General features: G+C 43.6%; 18 protein-coding genes. 14 read left to right on the forward strand and 4 right to left on the reverse strand.

Annotation, left to right across the window (positions count from 1 at the left end; genetic code table 11):
- The first annotated feature begins 97 nt into the window (after nt 1-97).
- Nucleotides 98-856 carry a Nif3-like dinuclear metal center hexameric protein gene (locus Vgang_RS04115; protein ID WP_105902467.1) on the forward strand — a complete coding sequence of 253 codons (759 nt, stop codon included), beginning with the start codon at nt 98-100 and terminating at the stop codon, nt 854-856.
- 89 nt (nt 857-945) lie between these two features.
- Here the strand turns inward: Vgang_RS04115 and Vgang_RS04120 are convergent, their stop codons facing one another.
- Nucleotides 946-2,235: a citrate synthase gene (locus Vgang_RS04120; RefSeq protein WP_105902466.1), complete on the reverse strand. Its 1,290-nt coding sequence runs from the start codon at nt 2,233-2,235 to the stop codon at nt 946-948.
- A gap of 389 nt (nt 2,236-2,624) precedes the next feature.
- Here Vgang_RS04120 and sdhC point away from each other — a divergent pair, with 389 nt between their 5' ends.
- The 9 genes from sdhC to Vgang_RS04165 all read left to right on the forward strand — a co-directional run bounded on the left by sdhC (nt 2,625) and on the right by Vgang_RS04165 (nt 12,764).
- Nucleotides 2,625-3,017: a succinate dehydrogenase cytochrome b556 subunit gene (sdhC, locus tag Vgang_RS04125; protein ID WP_105902465.1), complete on the forward strand. Its 393-nt coding sequence runs from the start codon at nt 2,625-2,627 to the stop codon at nt 3,015-3,017.
- Nucleotides 3,011-3,358, forward strand: a complete 348-nt coding sequence (sdhD, locus tag Vgang_RS04130) for a succinate dehydrogenase, hydrophobic membrane anchor protein (RefSeq protein ID WP_105902464.1) — start codon at nt 3,011-3,013, stop codon at nt 3,356-3,358. Before sdhC ends, sdhD begins: the two co-directional genes overlap by 7 nt.
- Nucleotides 3,359-5,125, forward strand: coding sequence for a succinate dehydrogenase flavoprotein subunit (gene sdhA, locus Vgang_RS04135; RefSeq protein ID WP_105902463.1), 1,767 nt, complete (start codon nt 3,359-3,361; stop codon nt 5,123-5,125). It abuts the gene before it with no gap.
- Between the two features lie 14 nt (nt 5,126-5,139).
- Nucleotides 5,140-5,853 (forward strand): succinate dehydrogenase iron-sulfur subunit, encoded by a 714-nt coding sequence (locus Vgang_RS04140; protein WP_105902462.1) that lies wholly within the window; start codon nt 5,140-5,142, stop codon nt 5,851-5,853.
- A gap of 124 nt (nt 5,854-5,977) precedes the next feature.
- Nucleotides 5,978-8,791 carry a 2-oxoglutarate dehydrogenase E1 component gene (gene sucA, locus Vgang_RS04145; RefSeq protein WP_105902461.1) on the forward strand — a complete coding sequence of 938 codons (2,814 nt, stop codon included), beginning with the start codon at nt 5,978-5,980 and terminating at the stop codon, nt 8,789-8,791.
- Nucleotides 8,792-8,847: 56 nt separating this feature from the next.
- Nucleotides 8,848-10,056, forward strand: coding sequence for a 2-oxoglutarate dehydrogenase complex dihydrolipoyllysine-residue succinyltransferase (gene odhB, locus Vgang_RS04150; protein WP_105902460.1), 1,209 nt, complete (start codon nt 8,848-8,850; stop codon nt 10,054-10,056).
- Between the two features lie 144 nt (nt 10,057-10,200).
- Nucleotides 10,201-11,367, forward strand: coding sequence for an ADP-forming succinate--CoA ligase subunit beta (sucC, locus tag Vgang_RS04155; protein ID WP_105902459.1), 1,167 nt, complete (start codon nt 10,201-10,203; stop codon nt 11,365-11,367).
- Nucleotides 11,367-12,239 (forward strand): succinate--CoA ligase subunit alpha, encoded by an 873-nt coding sequence (gene sucD / locus Vgang_RS04160; protein WP_086982774.1) that lies wholly within the window; start codon nt 11,367-11,369, stop codon nt 12,237-12,239. The genes sucC and sucD overlap by 1 nt, the downstream gene beginning before the upstream one ends.
- 150 nt (nt 12,240-12,389) lie before the next feature.
- Nucleotides 12,390-12,764, forward strand: coding sequence for a VOC family protein (locus Vgang_RS04165; RefSeq protein WP_105902458.1), 375 nt, complete (start codon nt 12,390-12,392; stop codon nt 12,762-12,764).
- Between the two features lie 117 nt (nt 12,765-12,881).
- Here the strand turns inward: Vgang_RS04165 and Vgang_RS04170 are convergent, their stop codons facing one another.
- The 3 genes from Vgang_RS04170 to znuC form a co-directional block, all read right to left on the reverse strand.
- The gene (locus Vgang_RS04170; protein ID WP_105902457.1) at nt 12,882-14,888 is read right to left on the reverse strand and encodes an alpha-amylase family glycosyl hydrolase; all 2,007 of its coding nucleotides are present in this window, start codon (nt 14,886-14,888) and stop codon (nt 12,882-12,884) included.
- A 216-nt stretch (nt 14,889-15,104) separates the two neighbouring features.
- Entirely contained in the window at nt 15,105-15,890 is a 786-nt protein-coding gene (gene znuB, locus Vgang_RS04175; protein WP_105902456.1) for a zinc ABC transporter permease subunit ZnuB, read from the reverse strand.
- Nucleotides 15,891-15,893: 3 nt separating this feature from the next.
- A complete protein-coding gene (gene znuC, locus Vgang_RS04180) occupies nt 15,894-16,697 on the reverse strand; it encodes a zinc ABC transporter ATP-binding protein ZnuC (RefSeq protein ID WP_105902455.1) in 804 nt (267 codons plus the stop codon).
- A 227-nt stretch (nt 16,698-16,924) separates the two neighbouring features.
- On the opposite strand from znuC, the gene znuA reads away from it, so the two are divergent.
- From znuA to Vgang_RS04200, 4 genes are all read left to right on the forward strand, one after another.
- Nucleotides 16,925-17,845 carry a zinc ABC transporter substrate-binding protein ZnuA gene (gene znuA / locus Vgang_RS04185; RefSeq protein WP_105902454.1) on the forward strand — a complete coding sequence of 307 codons (921 nt, stop codon included), beginning with the start codon at nt 16,925-16,927 and terminating at the stop codon, nt 17,843-17,845.
- 9 nt (nt 17,846-17,854) lie between these two features.
- On the forward strand, nt 17,855-19,120 hold the full coding sequence (locus Vgang_RS04190; protein ID WP_105902453.1) for a peptidoglycan DD-metalloendopeptidase family protein: 1,266 nt from the start codon (nt 17,855-17,857) through the stop codon (nt 19,118-19,120).
- A 110-nt stretch (nt 19,121-19,230) separates the two neighbouring features.
- Nucleotides 19,231-22,701, forward strand: coding sequence for a helix-turn-helix domain-containing protein (locus tag Vgang_RS04195; protein WP_105902452.1), 3,471 nt, complete (start codon nt 19,231-19,233; stop codon nt 22,699-22,701).
- 650 nt (nt 22,702-23,351) lie between these two features.
- The gene (locus Vgang_RS04200; protein WP_105902451.1) at nt 23,352-23,576 is read left to right on the forward strand and encodes a FeoA family protein; all 225 of its coding nucleotides are present in this window, start codon (nt 23,352-23,354) and stop codon (nt 23,574-23,576) included.

Below are 23,576 nucleotides of genomic sequence, written 5' to 3' on the forward strand. Positions count from 1 at the left end.
GCGAAAAATGTATGTTCCTTACTTTAAAGGTTGAAACCTTGCTGCCATCCGTTGATCATTGTTGTATCACTATCAGAGATTAATCAAAAGGTCGGTCATGAATAACCTGAAATTAGAGACATTACTGAATCAAACTTTATCACCTCAATTGGTAAAAGACTATTGTCCTAATGGGCTGCAAGTAGAAGGCAAGCAAGAGGTGAAAAAAATCATCACAGGTGTCACCGCTTCTCAAGCGCTTATTGAAGCGGCGATTGCTGCCGATGCAGATGCGATATTGGTCCATCATGGTTATTTTTGGAAAGGTGAAGCCGAGCCATTGGTTGGAATGAAAGGTAAGCGTATTCGAAGCCTGATCCAAAATGACATCAATCTTTATGCCTACCATTTGCCGCTCGATATTCATCCTACTCTTGGCAACAACGCGCAACTAGCCCAACTATTATGCATCGATACGCAAGGTGGTTTAGAAGGGCACCCTCAATCTGTTGCCATGTTTGGCGAGTTTAAAACCGCGCTATCAGGTAAGCAATTAGCGGAGCGTATTGAAAATGTGTTGCAACGCAAGCCATTACATATTCATCCTGATGTTGAAGATAAGATGATTAAAACTATCGGTTGGTGTACTGGCGGAGGACAAGACTATATTGAATTGGCGGCGAGATCTGGTTTGGATGCGTTTATTTCTGGGGAAATTTCAGAGCGAACCACTTACAGTGCACGCGAAATGGGAATCCATTATTATTCAGCTGGCCATCATGCAACTGAGCGTTATGGGGTTAAAGCATTGGGTGAATGGCTAGCACAAGAGCATGGCTTTGATGTTGAATTTATCGATATCGATAATCCGGTCTAGTGCAGGTTCATCCTCGAGAAACGAGAAACGAGAAACGAAAAAGCGAGCCATTGTCGGCTCGCTTTGTTGTATTGGTTTAGCTAAAACTCTTATTCACGTTCTTGAAGCGGTGTGAAATCACGGCTTAGCTTACCAGTGTAAAGTTGGCGTGGACGACCGATACGATTGTTCGGATCATCGTGCATCTCATTCCAATGGGCAATCCAGCCAATGGTACGTGAAATCGCGAAGATTACCGTAAACATAGATACTGGAATACCAATTGCTTTCAAGATGATGCCTGAGTAGAAATCGACGTTCGGGTACAGTTTCTTCTCAACAAAATAAGGGTCAGAAAGCGCAATACGCTCTAATTCCATAGCGACATCAAGCAGTGGATCTTGAATGTTGAGTTCAGAAAGTACTTCGTGGCAAGAATCACGCATAACTTTCGCACGAGGGTCGAAGTTTTTGTATACACGGTGACCAAAGCCCATTAAACGGAATGGATCTTCTTTGTCTTTCGCACGCTCAATGTATTCAGGAATATTTTCAACGCTGCCAATTTCTTCTAGCATTTTCAAACAAGCTTCGTTCGCACCGCCGTGCGCAGGGCCCCAAAGAGAAGCAATACCTGCAGCGATACACGCGAATGGGTTTGCACCAGAAGAACCAGCCAAACGAACCGTTGACGTTGACGCGTTTTGCTCGTGGTCAGCATGTAAGGTAAAGATTTTATCCATTGCACGAGCCACAACAGGGTTAACCACGTATTCTTCACATGGATTAGCAAACATCATGTGTAGGAAGTTGCTCGCGTAATCTAGTTCGTTACGAGGGTAGATAAATGGTTGACCAATCGAATATTTGTAACACATCGCAGCCAACGTTGGCATTTTAGATAGCAAACGGAACGCTGTAATTTCGCGGTGTGTTGAATTGTTTATGTCGAGTGAATCGTGGTAAAACGCAGCTAATGCGCCAACCACACCACACATTACCGCCATTGGGTGCGCATCACGACGGAACCCATGGAAGAAACTTGCAATTTGCTCGTGCACCATGGTGTGGTCAGAAACGATTTTTTTGAATTTTTTATATTCTTCGCGAGTCGGTGCTTCACCGTAGAGTAGGATATAACAAACTTCTAAATAATCTGCGTTATTAGCAAGTTGATCAATTGGGAAACCACGATGTAGCAAGATACCTTTGCCGCCATCGATGTAAGTGATTTGGGATTCGCAAGACGCTGTAGCAAGAAAACCTGGGTCAAATGTAAAATAACCACTTGCACCTAATTTGCGAACATCCAACACATCTGGGCCATCTGTGCCACTAAGAATAGGGAGCTCAATAGGTGCTTGACCCTCAATATGAAGGGTCGCTTTCTTATCCGCCATGACATTCTCCTTTGTTAATTATTTATCCGTCCAGGATATTTTGTGTATGGTTTTTGTACTCAGAATGGCTAGTAAAGTCAATTGTTCTACTCGGTTCTGTGGGGTAGTTTGAATTTTTTACATGGAAAAAGTTAAAAATATGTTCTATGTAGCATATTTTGTTACATGAATTGAATTTGAAACTTCACGGTCGTATAGTGCAAGAGAAAATTTTGGTTAACGCCTTATTTTATCAGGGGTTTAGGAAGCTACTCTAGGTGAAGACGACGTTTAATTAGCAAAAAATTCATATATAAACTGGGTGTTATGGACTGAAGTTGTTAGTTAAATCGTTACAGGTTGTTTAATCAATTTATGTCAATAACTATAAATGCTCCCAATGGAGCTGAGTGAGCACACCCGTGAAAGAAAGAAAGTCCAGACCGGTCAATTTAGACCTACAAACGATACATTTTCCGATTTCCGCAATCGCATCCATTGTGCACCGTATCTCTGGTGTCATTATGTTTGTTTCTGTTGGTATCTTATTATGGCTTCTTGCCACTTCTCTAGCATCTCCAACCGGCTTTTCACAAGCATCAAGCTTTATTGATAGCTTTATTGTGAAATTCATTTTATGGGGCATTTTGACCGCGCTTGCTTACCACATTTGTGGTGGTATCCGCCATTTGCTAATGGATATGAAATATTTTGAAGAGAAAGAAAGCGGCGCATTAAGTGCAAAAGCTGTTTTCGTGGTTACAGCTGTATTATCGGTATTAGCAGGAGTTCTTGTATGGTAAAGCACATTTCTTCATTCGGACGTAATGGAGTACATGATTACCTCCTCATCCGAGCGACAGGCATCATTATGGCGTTATACACCATTTATATGGTGGGCTATTTGGCTTGTGCGTCAGAGATCAACTACCTAGCTTGGCAATCCTTCTTTGGTGGCACTTTCACCAAAGTGTTTACCATGGTTGCTTTAGTTTGTGTCCTTATCCATGCATGGATTGGCATGTGGCAGGTGTTGACTGATTATGTAAAACCAACCGCAGTACGCGTTATTCTGCAACTTATCATCATCGTGACATTAATTGCGTACTTCTTCTCTGGTCTATTTATTCTGTGGGGTGTGTAAGTGAGTATTCCCGTTCGTGAATTTGACGCCGTTGTGATCGGCGCTGGTGGCGCAGGTATGCGTGCCGCATTACAAATTTCAGAGCAAGGCCTATCTTGTGCGTTGCTTTCAAAAGTATTTCCAACTCGTTCTCATACTGTTTCTGCGCAAGGTGGTATTACGGTTGCGCTTGGTAACTCACATAAAGATGATTGGCAATGGCACATGTACGATACCGTGAAAGGTTCCGACTATATCGGTGACCAAAATGCGATCGAATACATGTGTAAAAATGGTCCAGAATCTGTGATCGAATTAGAGAAAATGGGCTTACCTTTTTCTCGCTTTGAAGATGGTTCTATCTATCAGCGCCCATTTGGCGGTCAGTCTAAAGACTTTGGTGGCGAACAAGCGGCGCGTACTGCGGCGGCAGCTGACCGTACTGGTCACGCATTGCTTCATACGCTTTACCAACAAAATATTAAACACAAAACGACGATTTTCTCTGAATGGTATGCATTGGATCTTGTGAAAAACCAAGATGGTGCCATTTTGGGTACGACGGCGCTTTGTATGGAAACGGGCGAAATTTGTTACTTCAAAGCTAAGGCAACGATTTTAGCGACAGGTGGTGCTGGTCGTATTTATCAATCGACGACTAACGCTCACATCAATACTGGTGATGGTGTTGGTATGGCGCTGCGTGCTGGCGTGCCAATGCAAGATATCGAAATGTGGCAATTTCACCCAACGGGTATCGCTGGCGCGGGTGTGCTTGTGACCGAAGGCTGTCGTGGTGAAGGTGGCTACCTATTAAATAAAGATGGCGAACGTTTCATGGAGCGTTATGCGCCAAATGCCAAAGACTTAGCTGGTCGTGATGTGGTTGCGCGTTCAATGATGATCGAAATTCGTGAAGGTCGTGGCTGTGATGGTCCTTGGGGTCCACATATTAAGCTGAAATTGGATCACTTAGGTAAAGAAGTACTAGATGCTCGTTTGCCTGGTATTCTTGAGCTTTCACGTACTTTCGCACATGTTGACCCAGTGAAAGAACCGATTCCTGTTATCCCAACTTGTCACTACATGATGGGTGGGGTGCCAACACAGGTTTCTGGTCAAGCAATTAAACAAGACGCCAATGGTCAAGATCAAGAAGTTCAAGGCCTATTTGCCTGTGGTGAGATTGCATCGGTATCGGTACATGGTGCGAACCGTTTAGGTGGTAACTCATTGCTCGACCTTGTTGTGTTTGGCCGTGCAACAGGCTTACACCTAGGTGAAACACTGGCAGCACAAGCCGAAGCGCGTCCGGCAACTGAATCGGATATTGAAGCATCTCTTGCTCGCTACAATCGTTGGGAAAATAGCACTGGTGGTGAAGATCCTGTTCAAATTCGTAAAGACCTACAAAGCTGTATGCAACGTAGCTTCTCGGTATTCCGTGAAGGTGAAGCGATGGCAGAAGGTTTGAAAGAATTGAAAGAAATTCGTGAGCGTTTGAAAGATGCCCACCTTTCTGACAAGTCGACGGAGTTTAATACTCAACGTGTTGAATGTTTAGAGCTTGATAACTTGATGGAAACGGCTTATGCCACAGCAGTAGCAGCAAACTACCGTACAGAAAGTCGTGGTGCTCATGCGCGTTTCGATTACCCAGACCGTGATGATGCTAACTGGCTATGTCACTCTATCTATAACCCAGAGACGGAACAAATGTCTAAGCGTGATGTGAATATGCAACCTGTATTACGCGAAGCATTCCCGCCGAAAGTGCGTACTTACTAAGGGAGGGTTGAATAATGAAAGTGAATTTCTCTTTATACCGATACAACCCAGATGTGGACAAAAAGCCATATATGAAGGATTACGCACTGGAAATAGAAGAAGGCTCTGACATGATGGTGTTGGACGCTCTGATTCTTTTGAAAGAGCAAGATCCAACAATTTCATTCCGTCGTTCATGCCGTGAAGGTGTGTGTGGTTCAGACGGTCTCAATATGAATGGTAAAAATGGCCTCGCTTGTATTACGCCATTATCAGCATTGACCGCCAAGGGTAAAGTGATTATCCGTCCATTGCCTGGTCTACCAGTTATTCGTGACCTAATTGTGGATATGGCTCAGTTCTACGATAACTACGCGAAAGTGAAGCCATACCTAATTAATGACGGTGAATTGCCACCATCGCGTGAACACTTACAGTCACCAGAAGACCGCGCGCATTTAGATGGTCTGTACGACTGCATTATGTGTGCATGTTGTACAACATCGTGCCCATCGTTCTGGTGGAACCCAGATAAATTTATTGGCCCAGCAGGTCTGTTAGCGGCATATCGTTGGTTAATTGATAGCCGAGATACCGCTACAGATGAACGCTTGTCAAATCTTGACGATGCATTTAGCGTTTTTCGTTGTCATGAGATAATGAATTGTGTCAATGTTTGTCCTAAGGGGTTGAACCCAACAAAAGCGATTGGCCACATCAAATCGATGCTGATTAATCGTTCAGTATAAAAATTGCTCAATGAGCAAGGATGGTCGGCCTGTTTTAGGCCGGCTTACAATCAGGTATCTACTTATAAGTGGTTTAAGTAGATGCCGAAGCATAATTTGAAACCAAAAAAGGTTAAGGGAAAATATGCACAACGGCGTGATGAAGGCATGGCTCGAGTCTTCACACTTGGCTGGCGCCAATGCAACGTACGTAGAAGAACTCTACGAACTGTATCTTAGTGATCCCGATCAAGTCGGTGACGAATGGAAACAAGTGTTTGATAGCCTACCAGTAGAAGCTCCTACCCATGGCGAACAACCACATTCTCGTGTTCGTGACTACTTCCGACGATTAGCGAAAGAGACAAAGCATTACAATGTCCAAGTTAGTGATCCTGATGTCGATGCTAAACAAGTAAAAGTATTGCAGTTAATTAATGCGTACCGTTTCCGCGGGCATCAAGCTGCGAATTTAGATCCTCTCAATATTTGGAAACGTGAGTCAGTCGCTGAACTTGACCCAGCATTCCATAATCTTTCCCAAGATGATTTCCAAGAATCTTTTAATGTTGGTTCTTTTGCTGTCGGTAAAGACACCATGCCATTAAAAGATATCTATGAAGCACTAAATAAAATCTACTGTGGTTCTATTGGTGCGGAATACATGCATATCACCAACACAGAAGAAAAGCGCTGGATTCAAGACCGCTTGGAGTCGGTTGTCGGTGAAGGCACTTTCACAAAAGAAGAAAAATTAACTTTCCTCGATGAATTAACCGCAGCAGAAGGTTTGGAACGCTATCTTGGCGCGAAATTCCCAGGTGCTAAGCGTTTCTCCCTGGAAGGTGGTGATGCACTGATACCAATGACAAAAGAGCTGATTCGTCATGCTGGCTCAAAAGGCATGCGCGAAGTGGTTATTGGTATGGCACACCGTGGCCGCTTAAATATGCTGGTCAACGTTCTTGGTAAAAAACCACAAGATTTATTTGATGAATTTGCCGGTAAGCACGGTGAAAGTTGGGGTACTGGTGATGTGAAATATCATCAAGGTTTCTCAGCTGACTTTGCAACTCCAGGTGGTGATGTGCATTTAGCCTTAGCATTTAACCCATCACACTTAGAAATCGTTAACCCTGTGGTCATTGGTTCGGTTCGTGCTCGCCAAGACCGCCTCGGCGATAAAGATGGCAGCAAAGTATTGCCGATTACTATCCACGGTGACTCAGCTATCGCGGGTCAAGGTGTTGTAGCTGAAACCTTCAACATGTCACAAGCCCGTGGCTATCAGGTTGGTGGTACAGTGCGTATTGTGGTCAATAACCAAATAGGTTTCACGACGTCAAACCCTCGAGATACGCGCTCAACTATGTACTGTACTGATATTGCCAAAATGGTACAGGCACCAATCTTCCACGTTAATGCGGATGACCCAGAAGCAGTAGCATTTATTACCCGTATTGCTTTAGATTACCGCAACGAGTTTAAGCGTGATGTAGTGATTGACTTGGTTTGTTATCGTCGCCATGGACATAACGAAGCCGACGAGCCAAATGCTACGCAGCCATTGATGTATCAAAAAATCAAAAAGCATCCAACCCCTCGTAAGTTATATGCTGATGTATTGGTTGACCGTCAAGATATCGAGCTTGAAACTGCAACTCAAATGGTCAATGAATACCGTGATGCATTAGACCGTGGAGAAGTGGTGGTCAAAGAATGGCGTCCAATGGCACTGCATTCTGTTGATTGGTCTCCATATCTCGGCCATGAATGGAATGAGGAATGGGACAGTCAAATTGATCTGAAACGCTTAACTGATCTTGGTGCTAAAGTGTGTCAGTTCCCAGAAAGCCACAAACTACAAAGTCGTGTTGAAAAACTGTACAACGATCGAGTGTCTATGGCGAGCGGTGAGAAGCCGATTGACTGGGGTATGGCTGAAATTCTGGCTTACGCAACGTTAGTTGATAGTGGGAAACGTATCCGCTTTACTGGTCAAGACTCTGGCCGTGGTACTTTCTTCCATCGCCATGCTGTGTTGCACGATCAAGAAACCGCGAGCACATATATGCCTCTAGGTCATATTCATGATAATCAAGGGCCATTCCAAGTGTTTGACTCAGTGTTATCAGAAGAAGCTGTGTTGGCATTTGAATACGGTTATGCAACCGCAGAACCAGGTGGTTTAACCATTTGGGAAGCGCAATTTGGTGATTTTGCCAATGGTGCTCAAGTGGTTATTGATCAGTTCATCTCCTCTGGTGAGCAGAAGTGGGGCCGTTTATGTGGCTTAACTATGTTGCTACCACACGGTTACGAAGGCCAAGGTCCTGAACACTCCTCCGCTCGTTTAGAACGCTATTTGCAACTTTGTGCAGAACAAAACATGCAAGTGGTTGTGCCATCTACACCGGCACAGGTTTATCACATGATTCGTCGTCAAGTGATTCGTCCAATGCGTCGTCCACTGATTGTGATGTCACCTAAATCCTTGCTGCGCCATCCGCTCTGTACTTCAAGCCTTGAAGATTTAGCCAATGGCACATTCCAAGCCGCAATTGGTGAAATGGATGAGTTGGATCCAAGTCAGGTGAAACGTGTTGTGATGTGTTCTGGCAAAGTGTATTACGACTTGCTTGAACAACGTCGTAAGAACGAACAAACCGATGTGGCTATTATTCGAGTGGAGCAGTTATACCCGTTCCCATATGAAGATGTAAGTAAGGCAATTGAGCAATATACCAATGTTGAAGATTTTGTTTGGTGTCAAGAAGAGCCACAAAACCAAGGCGCTTGGTATAGCAGCCAACACAATATGCGCTTTGCTTTACCGAATGGTGCAACGTTGAAATACGCAGGTCGACCAGCTTCAGCTTCTCCAGCGGTTGGTTATATGTCAGTTCACTTAAAACAACAGAAAGCATTGGTCGATGATGCTTTGAATTTAGATTATTAAGTGACAGTGGATTAAGACTCTTAGTTGAATGAACTAGAGATAAGGACTTTACAGATATGACAATTGAAATTCTGGTTCCAGATTTACCTGAATCCGTAGCAGACGCGACTGTTGCTACATGGCATAAACAACCAGGCGACGCGGTACAACGCGATGAAGTATTGGTTGAGATTGAAACAGACAAAGTAGTGCTTGAAGTACCAGCACCAGATGATGGTGTGTTGGAAGCCATTCTTGAAGAAGAAGGTGCAACCGTACTGTCTAAGCAACTTTTGGCAAAACTTAAGCCGGGTGCGGTAGCGGGTGAGCCAACAACAGATAAAGCAGAATCATCAGAAGCTTCTCCTGATAAACGTCATAAAGCGTCTTTGAGTGAAGAATCGAATGATGCGCTTAGCCCTGCAGTTCGCCGTCTTCTTGCTGAACACAACCTTGAAGCATCAGATGTGAAAGGCACGGGTGTGGGTGGTCGTATTACTCGTGAAGATGTGGAAGCCCACCTAGCGAAACCTGCTGCATCTGCTCCAGCAGAGAAAGAACAAGCCGTTGATGTACCTGCGGCTGCGCGTAGTGAGAAACGTGTACCAATGACTCGTCTTCGCAAAACGGTTGCTAATCGTTTATTGGAAGCGAAAAACTCAACAGCGATGTTGACCACGTTTAACGAAGTCAACATGAAGCCAATCATGGATCTACGTGCTCAGTACAAAGATCAGTTTGAGAAGCGTCATGACGTTCGTCTCGGTTTCATGTCTTTCTATGTGAAAGCAGTAACAGAAGCTCTAAAACGTTACCCAGAAGTGAATGCTTCAATTGATGGTGATGACATTGTTTATCACAACTACTTTGATATCAGCATGGCGGTATCAACGCCACGCGGCTTAGTGACACCAGTACTTAAAAACTGTGATCAATTAGGCTTCGCTGATATCGAAAAAGGCATCAAAGAGCTTGCTGTTAAAGGTCGTGACGGCAAACTTCAAGTAGAAGATTTAATGGGTGGTAACTTTACCATCACCAACGGTGGTGTGTTTGGTTCATTGATGTCAACACCAATCATTAACCCACCACAATCGGCTATCTTGGGCATGCATAAAATCCAAGATCGTCCAATGGCGGTGGATGGCAAAGTGGAAATTTTGCCAATGATGTATCTTGCACTGTCTTATGACCACCGTTTGATTGACGGTCGTGAGTCAGTAGGCTTCTTAGTAACGATTAAAGAGTTGCTAGAAGATCCAGCACGTTTATTGCTTGACGTATAAGCGTGTGACTCAATCGCCGGATAAGTATTTTATTCGGCGATTTTAAACGTACACCTACACTCGAAATGATATTTTTCCTTTATCTCAAAGAAATAGTATCAATGGAAATAATAAATCCTCACGGATAAAAAATGGAAGTCGCACATGAATTTGCATGAATATCAAGCTAAGCAGTTATTTGCTGAATTCGGATTGCCAGTACCAGAAGGTTACGCTTGCAATACTCCTCTTGAAGCGTATGAAGCCGCTGGTCGTATTAGCACGGCAAAGAAAGTTGTTAAATGTCAGGTACACGCTGGTGGGCGTGGTAAAGCGGGTGGTGTTGAACTACATGACACCAAAGATGGCGTAAAAGAATTTGCACAAAAGTGGCTAGGTAAAAATCTAGTGACTTACCAAACGGATGCGAAAGGCCAACCGGTTACAAAAATTCTTGTAGAAGAAGCGTCTGATATCGCGAACGAATTATACCTAGGTGCTGTGGTTGACCGTGGCACGCGTCGCATCGTTTTCATGGCATCGACCGAAGGCGGTGTAGAGATTGAAAAAGTGGCGGAAGAAACTCCAGAACTGATTCATAAAGCTGCGATCGATCCTCTTGTTGGTCCTCAAGCGTATCAAGGCCGTGAGCTTGCCTTTAAACTTGGCTTGAAGGGTAATCAAATCAAGCAATTTACTCAGATCTTCATGGGCTTAGGTAAAATGTTTGCTCAATACGATTTAGCACTTCTAGAAATCAACCCGCTAGTGATTACTGGTGCCGGTGACTTATTGTGTCTCGATGGCAAAATCAACATCGATTCTAACGCTATGTATCGTCAACCTAAGCTACGTGAAATGCACGATCCATCGCAAGAAGATGAGCGTGAAGCACATGCGGCGCAATTTGAACTTAACTATGTTGCCCTAGATGGTAACGTAGGTTGTATGGTCAACGGTGCAGGTCTTGCGATGGGCACAATGGACATCGTTAACCTACACGGCGGTAAGCCTGCAAACTTCCTTGATGTGGGCGGCGGCGCAACCAAAGAACGTGTGGCTGAAGCATTCAAGATCATCTTATCTGATACTAATGTTAAAGCGGTTCTAGTAAACATCTTTGGTGGTATTGTTCGTTGTGACATGATCGCAGAAGGTATCATAGGTGCTGTAAAAGAAGTAGGCGTTGAAGTACCGGTTGTGGTTCGCCTAGAAGGTACCAATGCCGAACTAGGACGCGAAGTTCTAGCGAAATCTGGTTTAGATATCATTGCAGCAACATCTCTAAAAGATGCAGCAGTTCAAGTAGTTAAAGCGGCGGAGGGCAAATAATGTCAGTACTAATTAATAAAGATACCAAAGTTATTTGCCAAGGCTTTACTGGTGGTCAAGGTACATTCCACTCAGAACAAGCGATTGCTTACGGTACGCAAATGGTTGGCGGTGTGTCTCCGGGTAAAGGTGGCACAGAGCATTTAGGCTTGCCGGTATTTAATACGGTTCGCGAAGCGGTTGAAGCCACGGGTGCAACGGCGACCGTTATCTACGTACCAGCGGCATTTTGTAAAGATGCGATCTTAGAAGCTATTGATGCAGGTATCGAGCTCATCGTAACTATCACAGAAGGCATTCCAACTTTAGATATGCTGGATGTGAAAGTGAAGCTTGAAGAAACCGGCGTTCGCATGATTGGTCCAAACTGCCCAGGTGTGATCACACCGGGAGAATGTAAGATCGGTATCATGCCTGGTCACATTCACAAGCCAGGCCGTGTCGGTATCGTTTCTCGCTCAGGTACTTTGACTTATGAAGCGGTTAAACAAACAACGGATGCTGGTTTTGGTCAGTCTACCTGTGTTGGTATCGGCGGTGACCCAATCCCGGGAACCAACTTTATCGATGTACTAGAAATGTTCCAAAACGACCCTGCGACTGAAGCGATTGTGATGATCGGTGAAATTGGTGGTACTGCAGAAGAAGAAGCGGCCGCTTACATTAAAGCCAACGTGACTAAACCTGTTGTCTCTTACATTGCCGGTGTGACTGCGCCTCCAGGTAAGCGTATGGGTCACGCAGGTGCGATCATTTCAGGCGGTAAAGGTACGGCAGAAGATAAATTTGCTGCACTAGAAGCGGCTGGCGTTCGCACAACCAAATCACTGGCAGAAATCGGTGAGGCACTGAAAGAAGTGACAGGTTGGTAATCACCCATTAATTTCTATTGAAAAGGTCATCTTAGGATGGCCTTTTTTATTACACGAAACCGTCTTTCAGGCTTGATAATCACTTGGATTTTTCATAGTGAAGGGCTAGAGTAGCCACGTGAATTTGTTATTCATCAATAAGGAAGAATTATGTTCAGTCACATTATGTTAGGCTCGAATGATTTAGAAGCATCAAAAAAATTCTATGATGCGATTCTAGGTACACTAGGTTATGAACCGGGTGTTATTCGCGGTGACAGCTGTATTTACGCGACTCCCACCGGTGTGTTTATTTTGAAAACACCAATCAATGGACAGCCAGCCACTCATGGTAATGGCTCAACCTTTGGCTTTGCGATTTCTTCACCAGAATTGGTACATGCTTGGCACGAAGCCGGTGTTGCCAATGGTGGGGTGGCTTGTGAAGATCCTCCGGGTGAGCGTAATGGCCCAGCAGGCCGTTTGTACCTTGCTTATTTACGTGATCCATCGGGCAATAAGTTGTGTGGTACTCACCGCTTATAATCACGTTATTTGAAAATCGCTAAGACGAAACAGCAGCGCCGCCAGTTCTTTTTGGCGGCGCTGTTATTTATCGATTTAGCGTATGTGTATGGTTTTGAGTCTTTGATTCACTGTTGTCTATTGTGGGCATTTTGACAGCATGATTTTCTCAGGGCTACCGGAGTCTGAAAACTGCAAGCTCCACACATATTTACCCGATTCTGGGATCAAAGCTGCTGTGTCTTTACCGTAACCACCATATTTTAATTGGCCCACTTTTCCAGCACTGACTTCTAAGCTAGCTGAGGTAAATTGAGGTTTCCAATCCTGACTGGCGTATTGCATACGGTAACTGCCAGCTTGTTCATCGACTACTGCTTGATAAACCCCTTGTCCTTTATAGCTAAACTGGCGGCTTGCTACATGCTTCCATCCAGAATCGGTAAAATCACCTACCACGTACAAAGGTTTGTCGATAGGGCCTCTTTCCTCTAGAGTTGGGTTATCGCATTGCGCCATAAAGCCATCGCCAGATAAGCTCACTTGCGCTTTATTTACCACTAAGGTTGTTGGTGTCTTAATAGATAAAAATTTGGCTTCAAAAGGCGCTAAGGTGAACTGATATTGCCCTTGATTAGGCATAATATCTGCTCCTGTTAGCATATCGACTAAAGCACCGGATGAGCCTACTTGTTGCGTGTTTAACGATAAGGTTTGTGGTTTATCCGAAGTACTCACCATAAAGAGCATGTTGTTACCTTGGTAACTTTTATGGTCAATGTACACAAATTGATTGGCTAGCACCGAAACCCTTTCACCTTGTGATAACACAGGATTGGCGGCACGTAACGCCATCAATTGACTAACATGTTGCTTGAGGCTGGTTTGCTGTTGGGTTAAGTCGGAGGTTACCCCGTCAATTTTCGCGCTAGAGCGTGCTACGTGGTCATCACACCAACCTTGAGACGCGCAGATATCATTAGGAACTTTGTCGGAGAAGTCTGTCACTTCATCTCCAATTTCATCGCCGTAATATAAGGTAATTGGGCCGGTATAAGCCGTCATAAAACTGATGGCAGCTAAATGTCGTTGCCAGTAACTTTCATCTTTTGGTTGAGCGAGATAGCCGCGTTGTAGCAAATCCCCAAACCGCACTAAGTCATGGTTGCCGAGCATCAAGTTTGGTCTTGCATGTTTGGGATAAAGCGATTGTAAATCCATGCCTTGCGCGAGCCAGTCGCCACCTTTACCGCCAATGCCATTTTCATTAACTGCAAAGGTTTCCACTAAACGGTATCGCATTGGAAAATCAAATGCTGAGCACAGCGCGGGATCTTGCTCCGAACCATAACCATGTTCGGTGATATAGTTTTGGTTATTCCATATTTCAGCCACCATATATCCTAGCGGATGCACTTTCTCACCCTTATGGTCAGTGTATTGCACACTTTGCGAGGCTTGTTGTACGGTCTTTTTTAGCTCAATCCAATCTTTAGTGGGCACTTGATAGGCTTGGTCTAATCGCCAGCCATCGATTTTTAATTCTTTAATCCAATAGCTCGCTACTTGTTGATAAAACGGCAAACTGGCTGGGTATTCGACAGGGTTGTCTGGGCCTTTGGGCGTTAAGCCGGTTGGTGAAGGGACAATATTCGACTTATGGTGACCAAACACGCCATCAAAAAATACATATAAACCACGCTTGTGGGCTTCATCAACTAAAGTTTTCGCTTGTTCCAACGTGCCAAATTTCGGGTCAATTTTAAAATAATCACTGGCAAAGTAGCCGGTAGCATCGAGTTTGTCATCCCAGTGTGATTGGCCTTCAATTGGGAGAGAAGCAAAAATTGGAGTCAGCCAAATCGCGTTAACGCCTAGGGATTGAATGTAATCGAGAGAGTTAATGATGCCTTGCAAATCACCATTATGGTGACTGGTGCCATAACCCTCACCGTAGTTTGCTTTACTGTCACCATCAACAAAACTTTCCACCATGATTTGATACAGGCGTAAATCATTGGTTTGTTGAGCCGATGGATACTGACAGGTATTTGGCATGGGATCAGTACTTGAATAAGCGTGAGCGGAAAAGAAACTCAAGGCTAAGGCACTAGCAAGCATAGAGTGGGTAGGTTTTCTCATCATGACCTCTTATTTTTGTCTTTATCAGAAACGGAGAATAGGGTTGGGACATTATTGAACAGCAGTGAAGTCTTGAAACCCTCCTTCAATGATTATCTTTAGGCGTAGTTCTGAGGGCTGAGAGATAGCGATCACACTAGGTGCAACAAGGGATGAAAGGTAATAAAACCAAGAGTGATATCAATACCACTCTTGGTTTTAAAGTCAGGTCTTAGGTCGCTAACGACGATGTGGTTTGAGTTGGCTTAATAAAAAGAGTGCAGCGGCAGAAATGACCACAGATGGTCCGGCTGGCGTATCGTAATACCAAGATAAACTTAGGCCCGCAAGCACTGAAACCATACCTAAACAGGAAGCGCCAATTGCCATTTGCTCTGGTGTTTTGGCAAAGCGTCGCGCGGTTGCTGCGGGAATAATCAGTAAGGAAGTAATGATCAACGCGCCGACAAATTTCATACCCACCGCAATCACCAGACCGACTAAGAGCATAAGTACCACCCGCATGAAAGGAACATTGATGCCTTCCACACTGGCCAGTTCTTCATTAATCGAGGTCGACAGTAATGCACGCCAAAAATACATCACCAGCGCCATTAAAACCAATCCGCCAATGTAGATAAACATCAAATCAGATGGAGAAACCGCCAATAAATCACCAAACAAATAGCTCATTAAATCCACGCGCACATTATCTAAAAAGCTGACAGCGACAAGACCGAGCGATAATGAGCTATGAGCTAAAATACCCAGTAAGGTATCGGTAGCGATGACTTTTTGCTCTTGCAATGCGGCGAGTAAAATGGCGAGCGCTAAACAGCAAATGACGAGTGTGAAATACAAGTTCACATCTAATAGAAAGCCTAACGCCAAACCCAGCAAAGAGGCATGCGCAAGAGTATCACCAAAGTAGGCCATTTTGCGCCAGACCACCAATGACCCTAATGGGCCAGCAATAATGGCAATACCTAGCCCTGCGAGAATAGAAGGCAATAAAATATCTAACATAAATCAGTGTCCACGCTTGTGTTGATGGGTCGCATGATGAGCACAACTGTTGTGACCACAGTTTTCTGCATCGCCTTCAATCGGTTCACCTGATAAATCATGATGGTGATGATGATCGTGATGGTAAAAGGCGAGGGTATCTTTCGCAGTTTGACCAAACATCGCAATATAACTGGGATGTTGAGTAATGGCTTCTGGTGCGCCAGAGCAACAAATATGGTGCTGCAAGCAGATCACTTCATCGGTTTGAGCCATGACAAGATGCAAGTCGTGAGAAACCATAAATACCGCACAACCAAAGCGCTGACGAAGTGAGTTGATTAGGGTGTATAAATCAATTTGACCTTGTACATCGACACCTTGTGCCGGCTCATCGAGTACCAATAAATCTGGACGTTGTAGTAATGCACGTGCTAATAGAACCCGTTGGTTTTCACCACCCGACAATTTATGCATGTCATTTGTATATAAACTTTCTGCCCCAACTAAACGTAAGGCTTCCATACGCTCATTGGTGCTATAGCGGCCCGCTAATTTGAGAAAACGGTCAACGGTAAGCGGAAGGCTGTCGTTTAAATGCAGTTTTTGCGGTACATAGCCGATACGAACTTTTTGGGGTTTATGAATTGAACCTGTGTTGGGTTTCACTAAACCGAGCATCACTTTAACTAGGGTTGATTTACCCGCGCCATTCGGGCCAATCAGCGTTGTGATTTCGCCTTTGTTTATTGTGAGACTGATATTATCGAGAACCGATTTCTCATTAAAAGAAACAGAAATATTATCTAGTCGAATTAATTCAGACATTGCCAACCAACTTGATGATGTGTAATGTTATATAGTAACATTATTGAAATTGATTACTACTGTTAAAAAGTAATCATATTGCGCCCAATACCACGCTTCTTTACTTAGCTTCTATCTAAAGTATTTAACGTCTAAAGGTAGTTTATCTAATTCTAACTTGAAGCGCGGTGAAGCAGGCACTTACTTAAGCACTAAGATTTTACGCTACATTGAACTTGGAGAAAAACATGCCGCGCATTTTATCACATGCAGGGATCGCTATGGCAATGGTATTTAGTATCATTTCAAATCTGGCTTGGGCACAATCATCGACCCCCATCAAAGTCATGACCTCAATTAAACCGCTGCAACTTATCACGCAAGAATTAACGAAAGGTGTGACGGATTCAGAAGTCTTACTGGCCAATAACACCTCACCGCATGATTATGCGTTGAAGCCATCCGATGTGCGTAAGTTGAAAGAGGCTGACATTTTTATTTGGGTTGGCCCAGGTTTAGAATCGTTTTTAGAAGGTGCGCTTAAAGAGAGTCAAAATGCATTACAACTTGATCAATATGATTCAATTGATAAGTTTGTTTATGATGAGCACGAAGGTCATGAGCATCATGATGATGGGCATCACCACCATGGCAACTATGATCCACATTTATGGTTAGGTCCTGCTCAGGCACAGCAAATGGCAAAAGTTATTGTTGATAAACTGTCTCAAATCGATTCTAAGCACGCGGCACAATATACGGCTAACTACGAGTCTTTTGTTGAGCAACTAAATGCAACAACTGAAAAAATCAAGCAGCAACTCGCCCCGGTGAAAGATCATGGTTACTATGTGTTCCATGATGCTTACGAATACTACGAGCAATACTTTGGGTTAAAGCATTTAGGGGCATTTACCGTGTCACCTGATCGTCGCCCAGGCGCGAAGAGCTTAATTGCTATCCGTACCGCGTTACAGGGAGATCAGGTGTATTGTGTTTTTTCTGAGCCACAATTTACTCCGGCTGTGATTGATTCAACGACTCGAGGAACGAAAGTTTCGCATGGGGTTTTAGATCCACTGGCGACCGATGTAGCTGTTCAACCCGGCGCTTACTTCCAGTTTTTGCAGCAACTGGCTGACAATTTTACTCAGTGTTTGACTCGTTAAGGATAATCGTTGTCACACCTTTCTCACCCTTATCATGGTGCTAATTCGAAGCGACCACTCTGGCATTGGGCTGGTGGGGTCGCTTTGTTGCTCTTGATTGTGATGGGATACAGTAGCTATAGAGATCATTCATTGCCTACCGTCCATCAAGAGGCGCTATTAGAGCGAAACGATCCTGAGCTCACTCTTAGCGAAGTTATTTACCCAGACATCCCTCCTCAAACGAATAGCCATCATGTTCAAACTGGTGAAACACTCGCGACTATTTTTAAGCTGTATGGCTTAGACCCCAATGAACTGCTGTTGATGATCAAAACTAACCCCCAAGCAATTCAGGTTGCTAAAGGGCAAGTGGTGGAATGGACACAGGATGATGACGGGCAGTTATTAGAATTACAGATACATCGTAATGCGCGTTTAAGCAGTGTATACGTTCGAAAAGGAAGTGAATTTCTATTTCGCCCATACCTTCAACAAGGTATCACTCAAACGGTGGTTAAATCAGGGGTAGTGACACGTAATTTTTATCAAAGTGTGATGAATAGTGGTTTGACACCAAGTCAGATTCAAACGATTGCCAATGTATTGTATTGGCAAGTGGATGTGACGCAATCAGGTGTGATTGGTGATACCTTTGCCATAGAAGTGGAACAACCGGTGGTTGGTGGACAGCCTTTCGGCCAGGGGAAAGTGGCCGCGATATGGCTACGTCACCAAGGCCAAGATCTGCAATGGATACGGTTTGCGGAGACAGGATTTTATGATCAGCATGGATTGGGGGCTCAAAAATCTTTAATGCGCCTGCCCGTGACACAATCTTATCCCATAAGCTCGGATTTTAATCCGCATCGGCTTAATCCTGTGACGCATCAATACGCACCACATTACGGTACCGATATCGCGACGCCTTTGGGGACACCTGTCATTGCCACTGGCGATGGTGTCGTCATGAAAGCTGGTTTGCACCCCTTAGCTGGGCAATACCTAGTACTACGAAATGGACGTAATTACAGTACACACTTTTTTCATCTCAGCCGTATTTTTGTTAAGGCTGGAGAGAAAGTAAAGCAAGGCCAGCGCATTGCTTTAACCGGTAATTCTGGGCGTTCCACAGGGCCACATCTGCATTATGAATTGCGTCACAGTGGTCAGCCGATTGATGCAATGCAGGCTCCGTTACCACAACAACTCAAGATTTCTTCAAAGGATCAAATCGTCTTTCAGCATCAATTTACTGAACGTATGTCGCAATTAGCGCGTTTTATGCATCCTTAACCATGCTTAACAGACTGAATGTTTTAAAATTCGACTTAAAATTTGAAGGGACTGTGCCATAATGAAAAACTGTAGGCTTTTCAAACCTTAATGCAGTTTCTGGCGGTGGCATGGTACGTTTTTTATTATTAATAGTGATGTCTTTTTCGGTGCAGGCTATTGAATCTGACGCCATTTTTTATTCTTTACCTAGCCAAACTCAAGGCCATTTTTTAACCGTCAAAAAAGTGTTCCCAAACCTCAAAGGGGGCATTTGGGTTCAAGATATACGTAATCGTATTTATTATTTTGATGGCCAGCATTTTTCTCCTCTACCTAGCCATGCATTTAGCCATGGTATCGAACAAGTTTCATTTTCGGATAATCATTTTTGGTTTATCGAAGGCGGTCGCCTCATTCAGGTTGATACTTCCGGAAAAAGTGAAGTTAAGTTTGAAGCGCCAAATGGTGAGGTGCTGCAAGCACTAGGCCAGTCGCAAGATCTGCTTTGGATGTATGGTGCACATACCTTTTATATCTTTGATCCCAAGACAGGAGAAAGTCATTTGGTTGATGTTTCTACTGTGACTCAAAGCGCAGATCCTGCCAACAATGGCATCCAAACGGCCGTTTTCGTGAATAACAAATGGGTGGTGGCTAACCATGAATCTTTGTTTTATCTCGATACCAATGGTCCTAGGCGCATTTTGCCGCAGCAATTTTCTCATATTCAAGTTTTGAAGTTTGATCCCAGTAATACTCGTTTGCTGGTGGGCACTCAAAGTGGGTTGTTCAGTATTAATCTTGTCGGCATCACACCAGAGGTGCAATCTATTGTATCTGGGCAAGTACAGTCGGTTTTAATCACTGGGCGAGATTACTGGGTGGGCACCAAGCAAGGTCTCTATGTTTATCAGAAAAATATTAAGGCTACCCAATATATTGCCGCCAGCTATCAAAATGAGCTCGTGCTTTCTAATAATAATATTATTGACCTGGCTGAAGACAAAAAAGGCGGCGTTTGGATTGCTACTGCGAAAGGGCTGAATTATTACTCACAAAGTAGTGATATGTTCAAACGTGTCCGGTTTGGATCGCGTCCTGACCAACTTCCATTTGTGCATATTAATGAAGTTGCCGCGATTGATGATCATTCCGCATGGCTGGCCTCTACCTCTGGTTTATACCGTGTTACGGTGAATAACGCTTTTGCAGGCAAAAAACAGAAAGTTGAAAAATTATTAGATTTAGATATTTCTCATCTTAGCCAAGTGGGTGACTCTTTGTGGATCAGCTACAACGACAAATTAATTCGTTTTGATATTGCAACGAACAAATTGTATGTAGTGCGTGAACAAGATAAATGGAGCCCGAATACCATTACTCATTTGACCGCAGATTCTCAGGGAAAGGTATGGTTATCAACTCAACAAGGTTTGTACCGTTATTCGCCTCAATCTGAAACTACTGAGAGTTTTGGCTTAGAATGGATGGTTGACAAATATGGTCCATCAAGTATTACCCGTTTATCGTCAGGTAACCAAGGGCGAGTTTGGATTGGTACCGATCATGGTGTGTATTTACATCAAGGACAAGAAATTGTGTTTGATGCAAGAAGTGCAAACGATGGTGAAGTGATCTCATTGTCTGAATCAGCTCGTCAACGTTTGTGGGTCGCCAGCCATTATGGTCTGCGTAATATGGTGGCAAACGACTTATTTCAAATGGAATCTTCCATGCTGACGTCGACGAGTGTGCCTTTGTGTACTATCGGATCTCACAGTGGAACGTGGGTGACCACGACTCAAGGCCTTGATTATTATTCTCCTGAGTCAGTCTTAGTTAATCGATTTTCTTCTCCACTAGGCTTAGTGACAAACGAATTCTTACCCGATGGCTGCAGCTTATCGCCAAGCGGTAATACTTTGGTGCTGGCGTCTAAACTTGGTTTGTTGTTTTCTTCAACGTCGACACTAAAAAATTCGCAATTACCAGAAGATGATGTGTTGATTGGTCAGTTACAAATTGATCATGAATTGGTGACGGTCGCGCCTCAAACGCAGCTGCCGATTGAAGTCGATTACGGTCATTCCATTAGCGTATTATTTGGGGTATTACCTAATTTTGAAATGCCGCAATTGCAATATCGATTGGTTGGAAGTGATAAAGACCATTGGGTTGATTTTCAGGGCTCTCAACTTACTTTTGAACACCTTGAACCAGGGCAATATAGCTTAGAATTCAAAACTCCGTCTCAAGTTGGTACTCGGACTCAGGCTGCCCAATATGTATTTAATATCAACAAACCATGGTACATGTTGCCCTGGACAATCGCTTTATTGGTGTTGCTATTGCTCGCTAGCATAATCGCGATGGTGGTATGGCGTTCAAAGTCTATGTTGCGTACCAATCTTCGTTTACGCCGGGTGATCAATTTAAAAACTCAGCAGTTACGTCATCAAAGCCAGTTGTTAGTGCGTAGTAATATGCAATTAAGAAAACAAGCTCAAACGAGAAAAACGCTGGTGGGTGATCGTATTTATCAGTCTAAATCCTGGGTGGAGCAAATCTTGCAACGTTTAACTCATGCTAACTTAACTCAAGATCAGCAGGTTTTGACCGAATATGCCCAACAGGCGCTTGAACCGTTGGAGCAAGTGCTCGCATTGTATCGACATAAAAATAAATGCAGTGCGATCCTCGATGGGCAAGTGGTGTCATTAGTCCTTAAAGCGGTGGTAAATGGTTGGCAGCAAGAGGCTGACAAATCTGGCATAACTTTATTGGCAGAAGATAATACTCAAGGTTGTGTGATAAAGGTGAAGCAGTTCAACCTTGACCAGATCTTAAATACGTTAATGGCAAGTGCATTGATTCGTTCAAACAGTAATCAAATTATCTATGTATCGGCTCGTTTAGCAGACAAAAAATTGCGTATTACGATTGAAGACACCGGCGATGGGGTGTCGGATGAAGAGGTCTCTGCATTCGAAAAACTTGAGTTCGGAGATGTCGATGACCAATTCGCACAATCTTTTTCCGATACCTCATTGTGTGCGATTGCGTATATGGCGTATCAAAGTGGTGGGCAATTTGATTTCCATTGTAATCAACTGACTCATGTGACTCAGTTATCCATAACCTGGCCAGTGGAAGAGTGTGAGGCATTGATGGAGAAAGATGAGAAGCCTTCCACCAGAACAATGGAAGCAGAACCAAGTGTTAAAGATGATGTAGGATTTGAGTCAGTGCATGTTGAGGGGGCTGGGCAGGGAAAAAATAACGACTGGCTAGCAAAAGCCTATCACTTAGTTGAATTGCATTATTCCGATCCTAGTTTTAGCACCAGTTCTGCGGCAAAAATGCTTTATCTATCCGAACGAAGTTTACAGCGTAAGTTCAAATTGCTAACTGGAGGTTCGTTTATGGACTACGTCACTAAGGTTCGTTTAGAAAAAGCATGTGATTTACTGATGGCGGGAGAAAAAATTTCCGATACTGCGTATGAAACCGGCTTTAACGATCCATCTTATTTCAGCCAAAAATTTAAACACCATTTTGGCTTATCCCCAAGCCAGTTTGTTGAAAACTCTGTGGGGTGAGTTTGTATTTTATTATAAATCAAATGGATAGCTTTTAATGACTAAATTCACGCCACGAAATTATTAGATTGTTTATGGGACTGGCAATGATGTAACGGCTGGAGAAACAGTAAGGGCGTGTTGCTAATAACAACACGCCCTTACTTTTGAATAAAAAAAACGTGACACAGCCGGGGGGACCATGTCACGGGCGTCAATGACACCTTCGCTTGCTGCCGGAGTGTATTGACGAGCAATACACATCAGGAATAAAGGGTTCGATAACTCCTCGCTATCGATAGATGTATTTATAACTGAATCGATCTTATTTTTCGCATCAAAAAAACGACAGAATACTATGAAAATAGCGACAATCTAATTTATTTGTTTATTTTCAATAGCTTGTTTGTGTTTTTGTTTTCTGGATTATCAATAGTCGTTTTTAAAATTAACGTTTTTGCCGTAAGTGTGTTGAGAGAAAATGACGTTTTTAACGAAAGCAGGAGCTGTGATTTTGAAGGATATGCTGTTGCTAGTAAAAATATTTCTTATCGCTTCAAAAAGTTATGCTGAGATGAGATTTTTTATTGATATATAGCAAGAAATAAATTGTAAAAAAGAGTATCATCCATGCAAATAGTAATGGTTATCATTAATAATTTGGTTTGGGTATGAAATTAAATGATCTAAAAATAGGGCAAAGTGCTCACATTGTTCATCTCGATGCGTTGTCGTCCGATATACGCAAAAAATTAATGATAATGGGCATGTTACCTAATACCCGAGTAACGCTTATCCGCAAAGCGCCGATGGGAGATCCACTTCAAGTGGAAGTTCGCGGTGTATCGCTTGCTATTCGTGGTCAAGTCGCCAGTGCGATTGAAATAGAGGTGTAG

It is taken from the genome of Vibrio gangliei (assembly GCF_026001925.1).
Taxonomy (GTDB): domain Bacteria; phylum Pseudomonadota; class Gammaproteobacteria; order Enterobacterales; family Vibrionaceae; genus Vibrio; species Vibrio gangliei.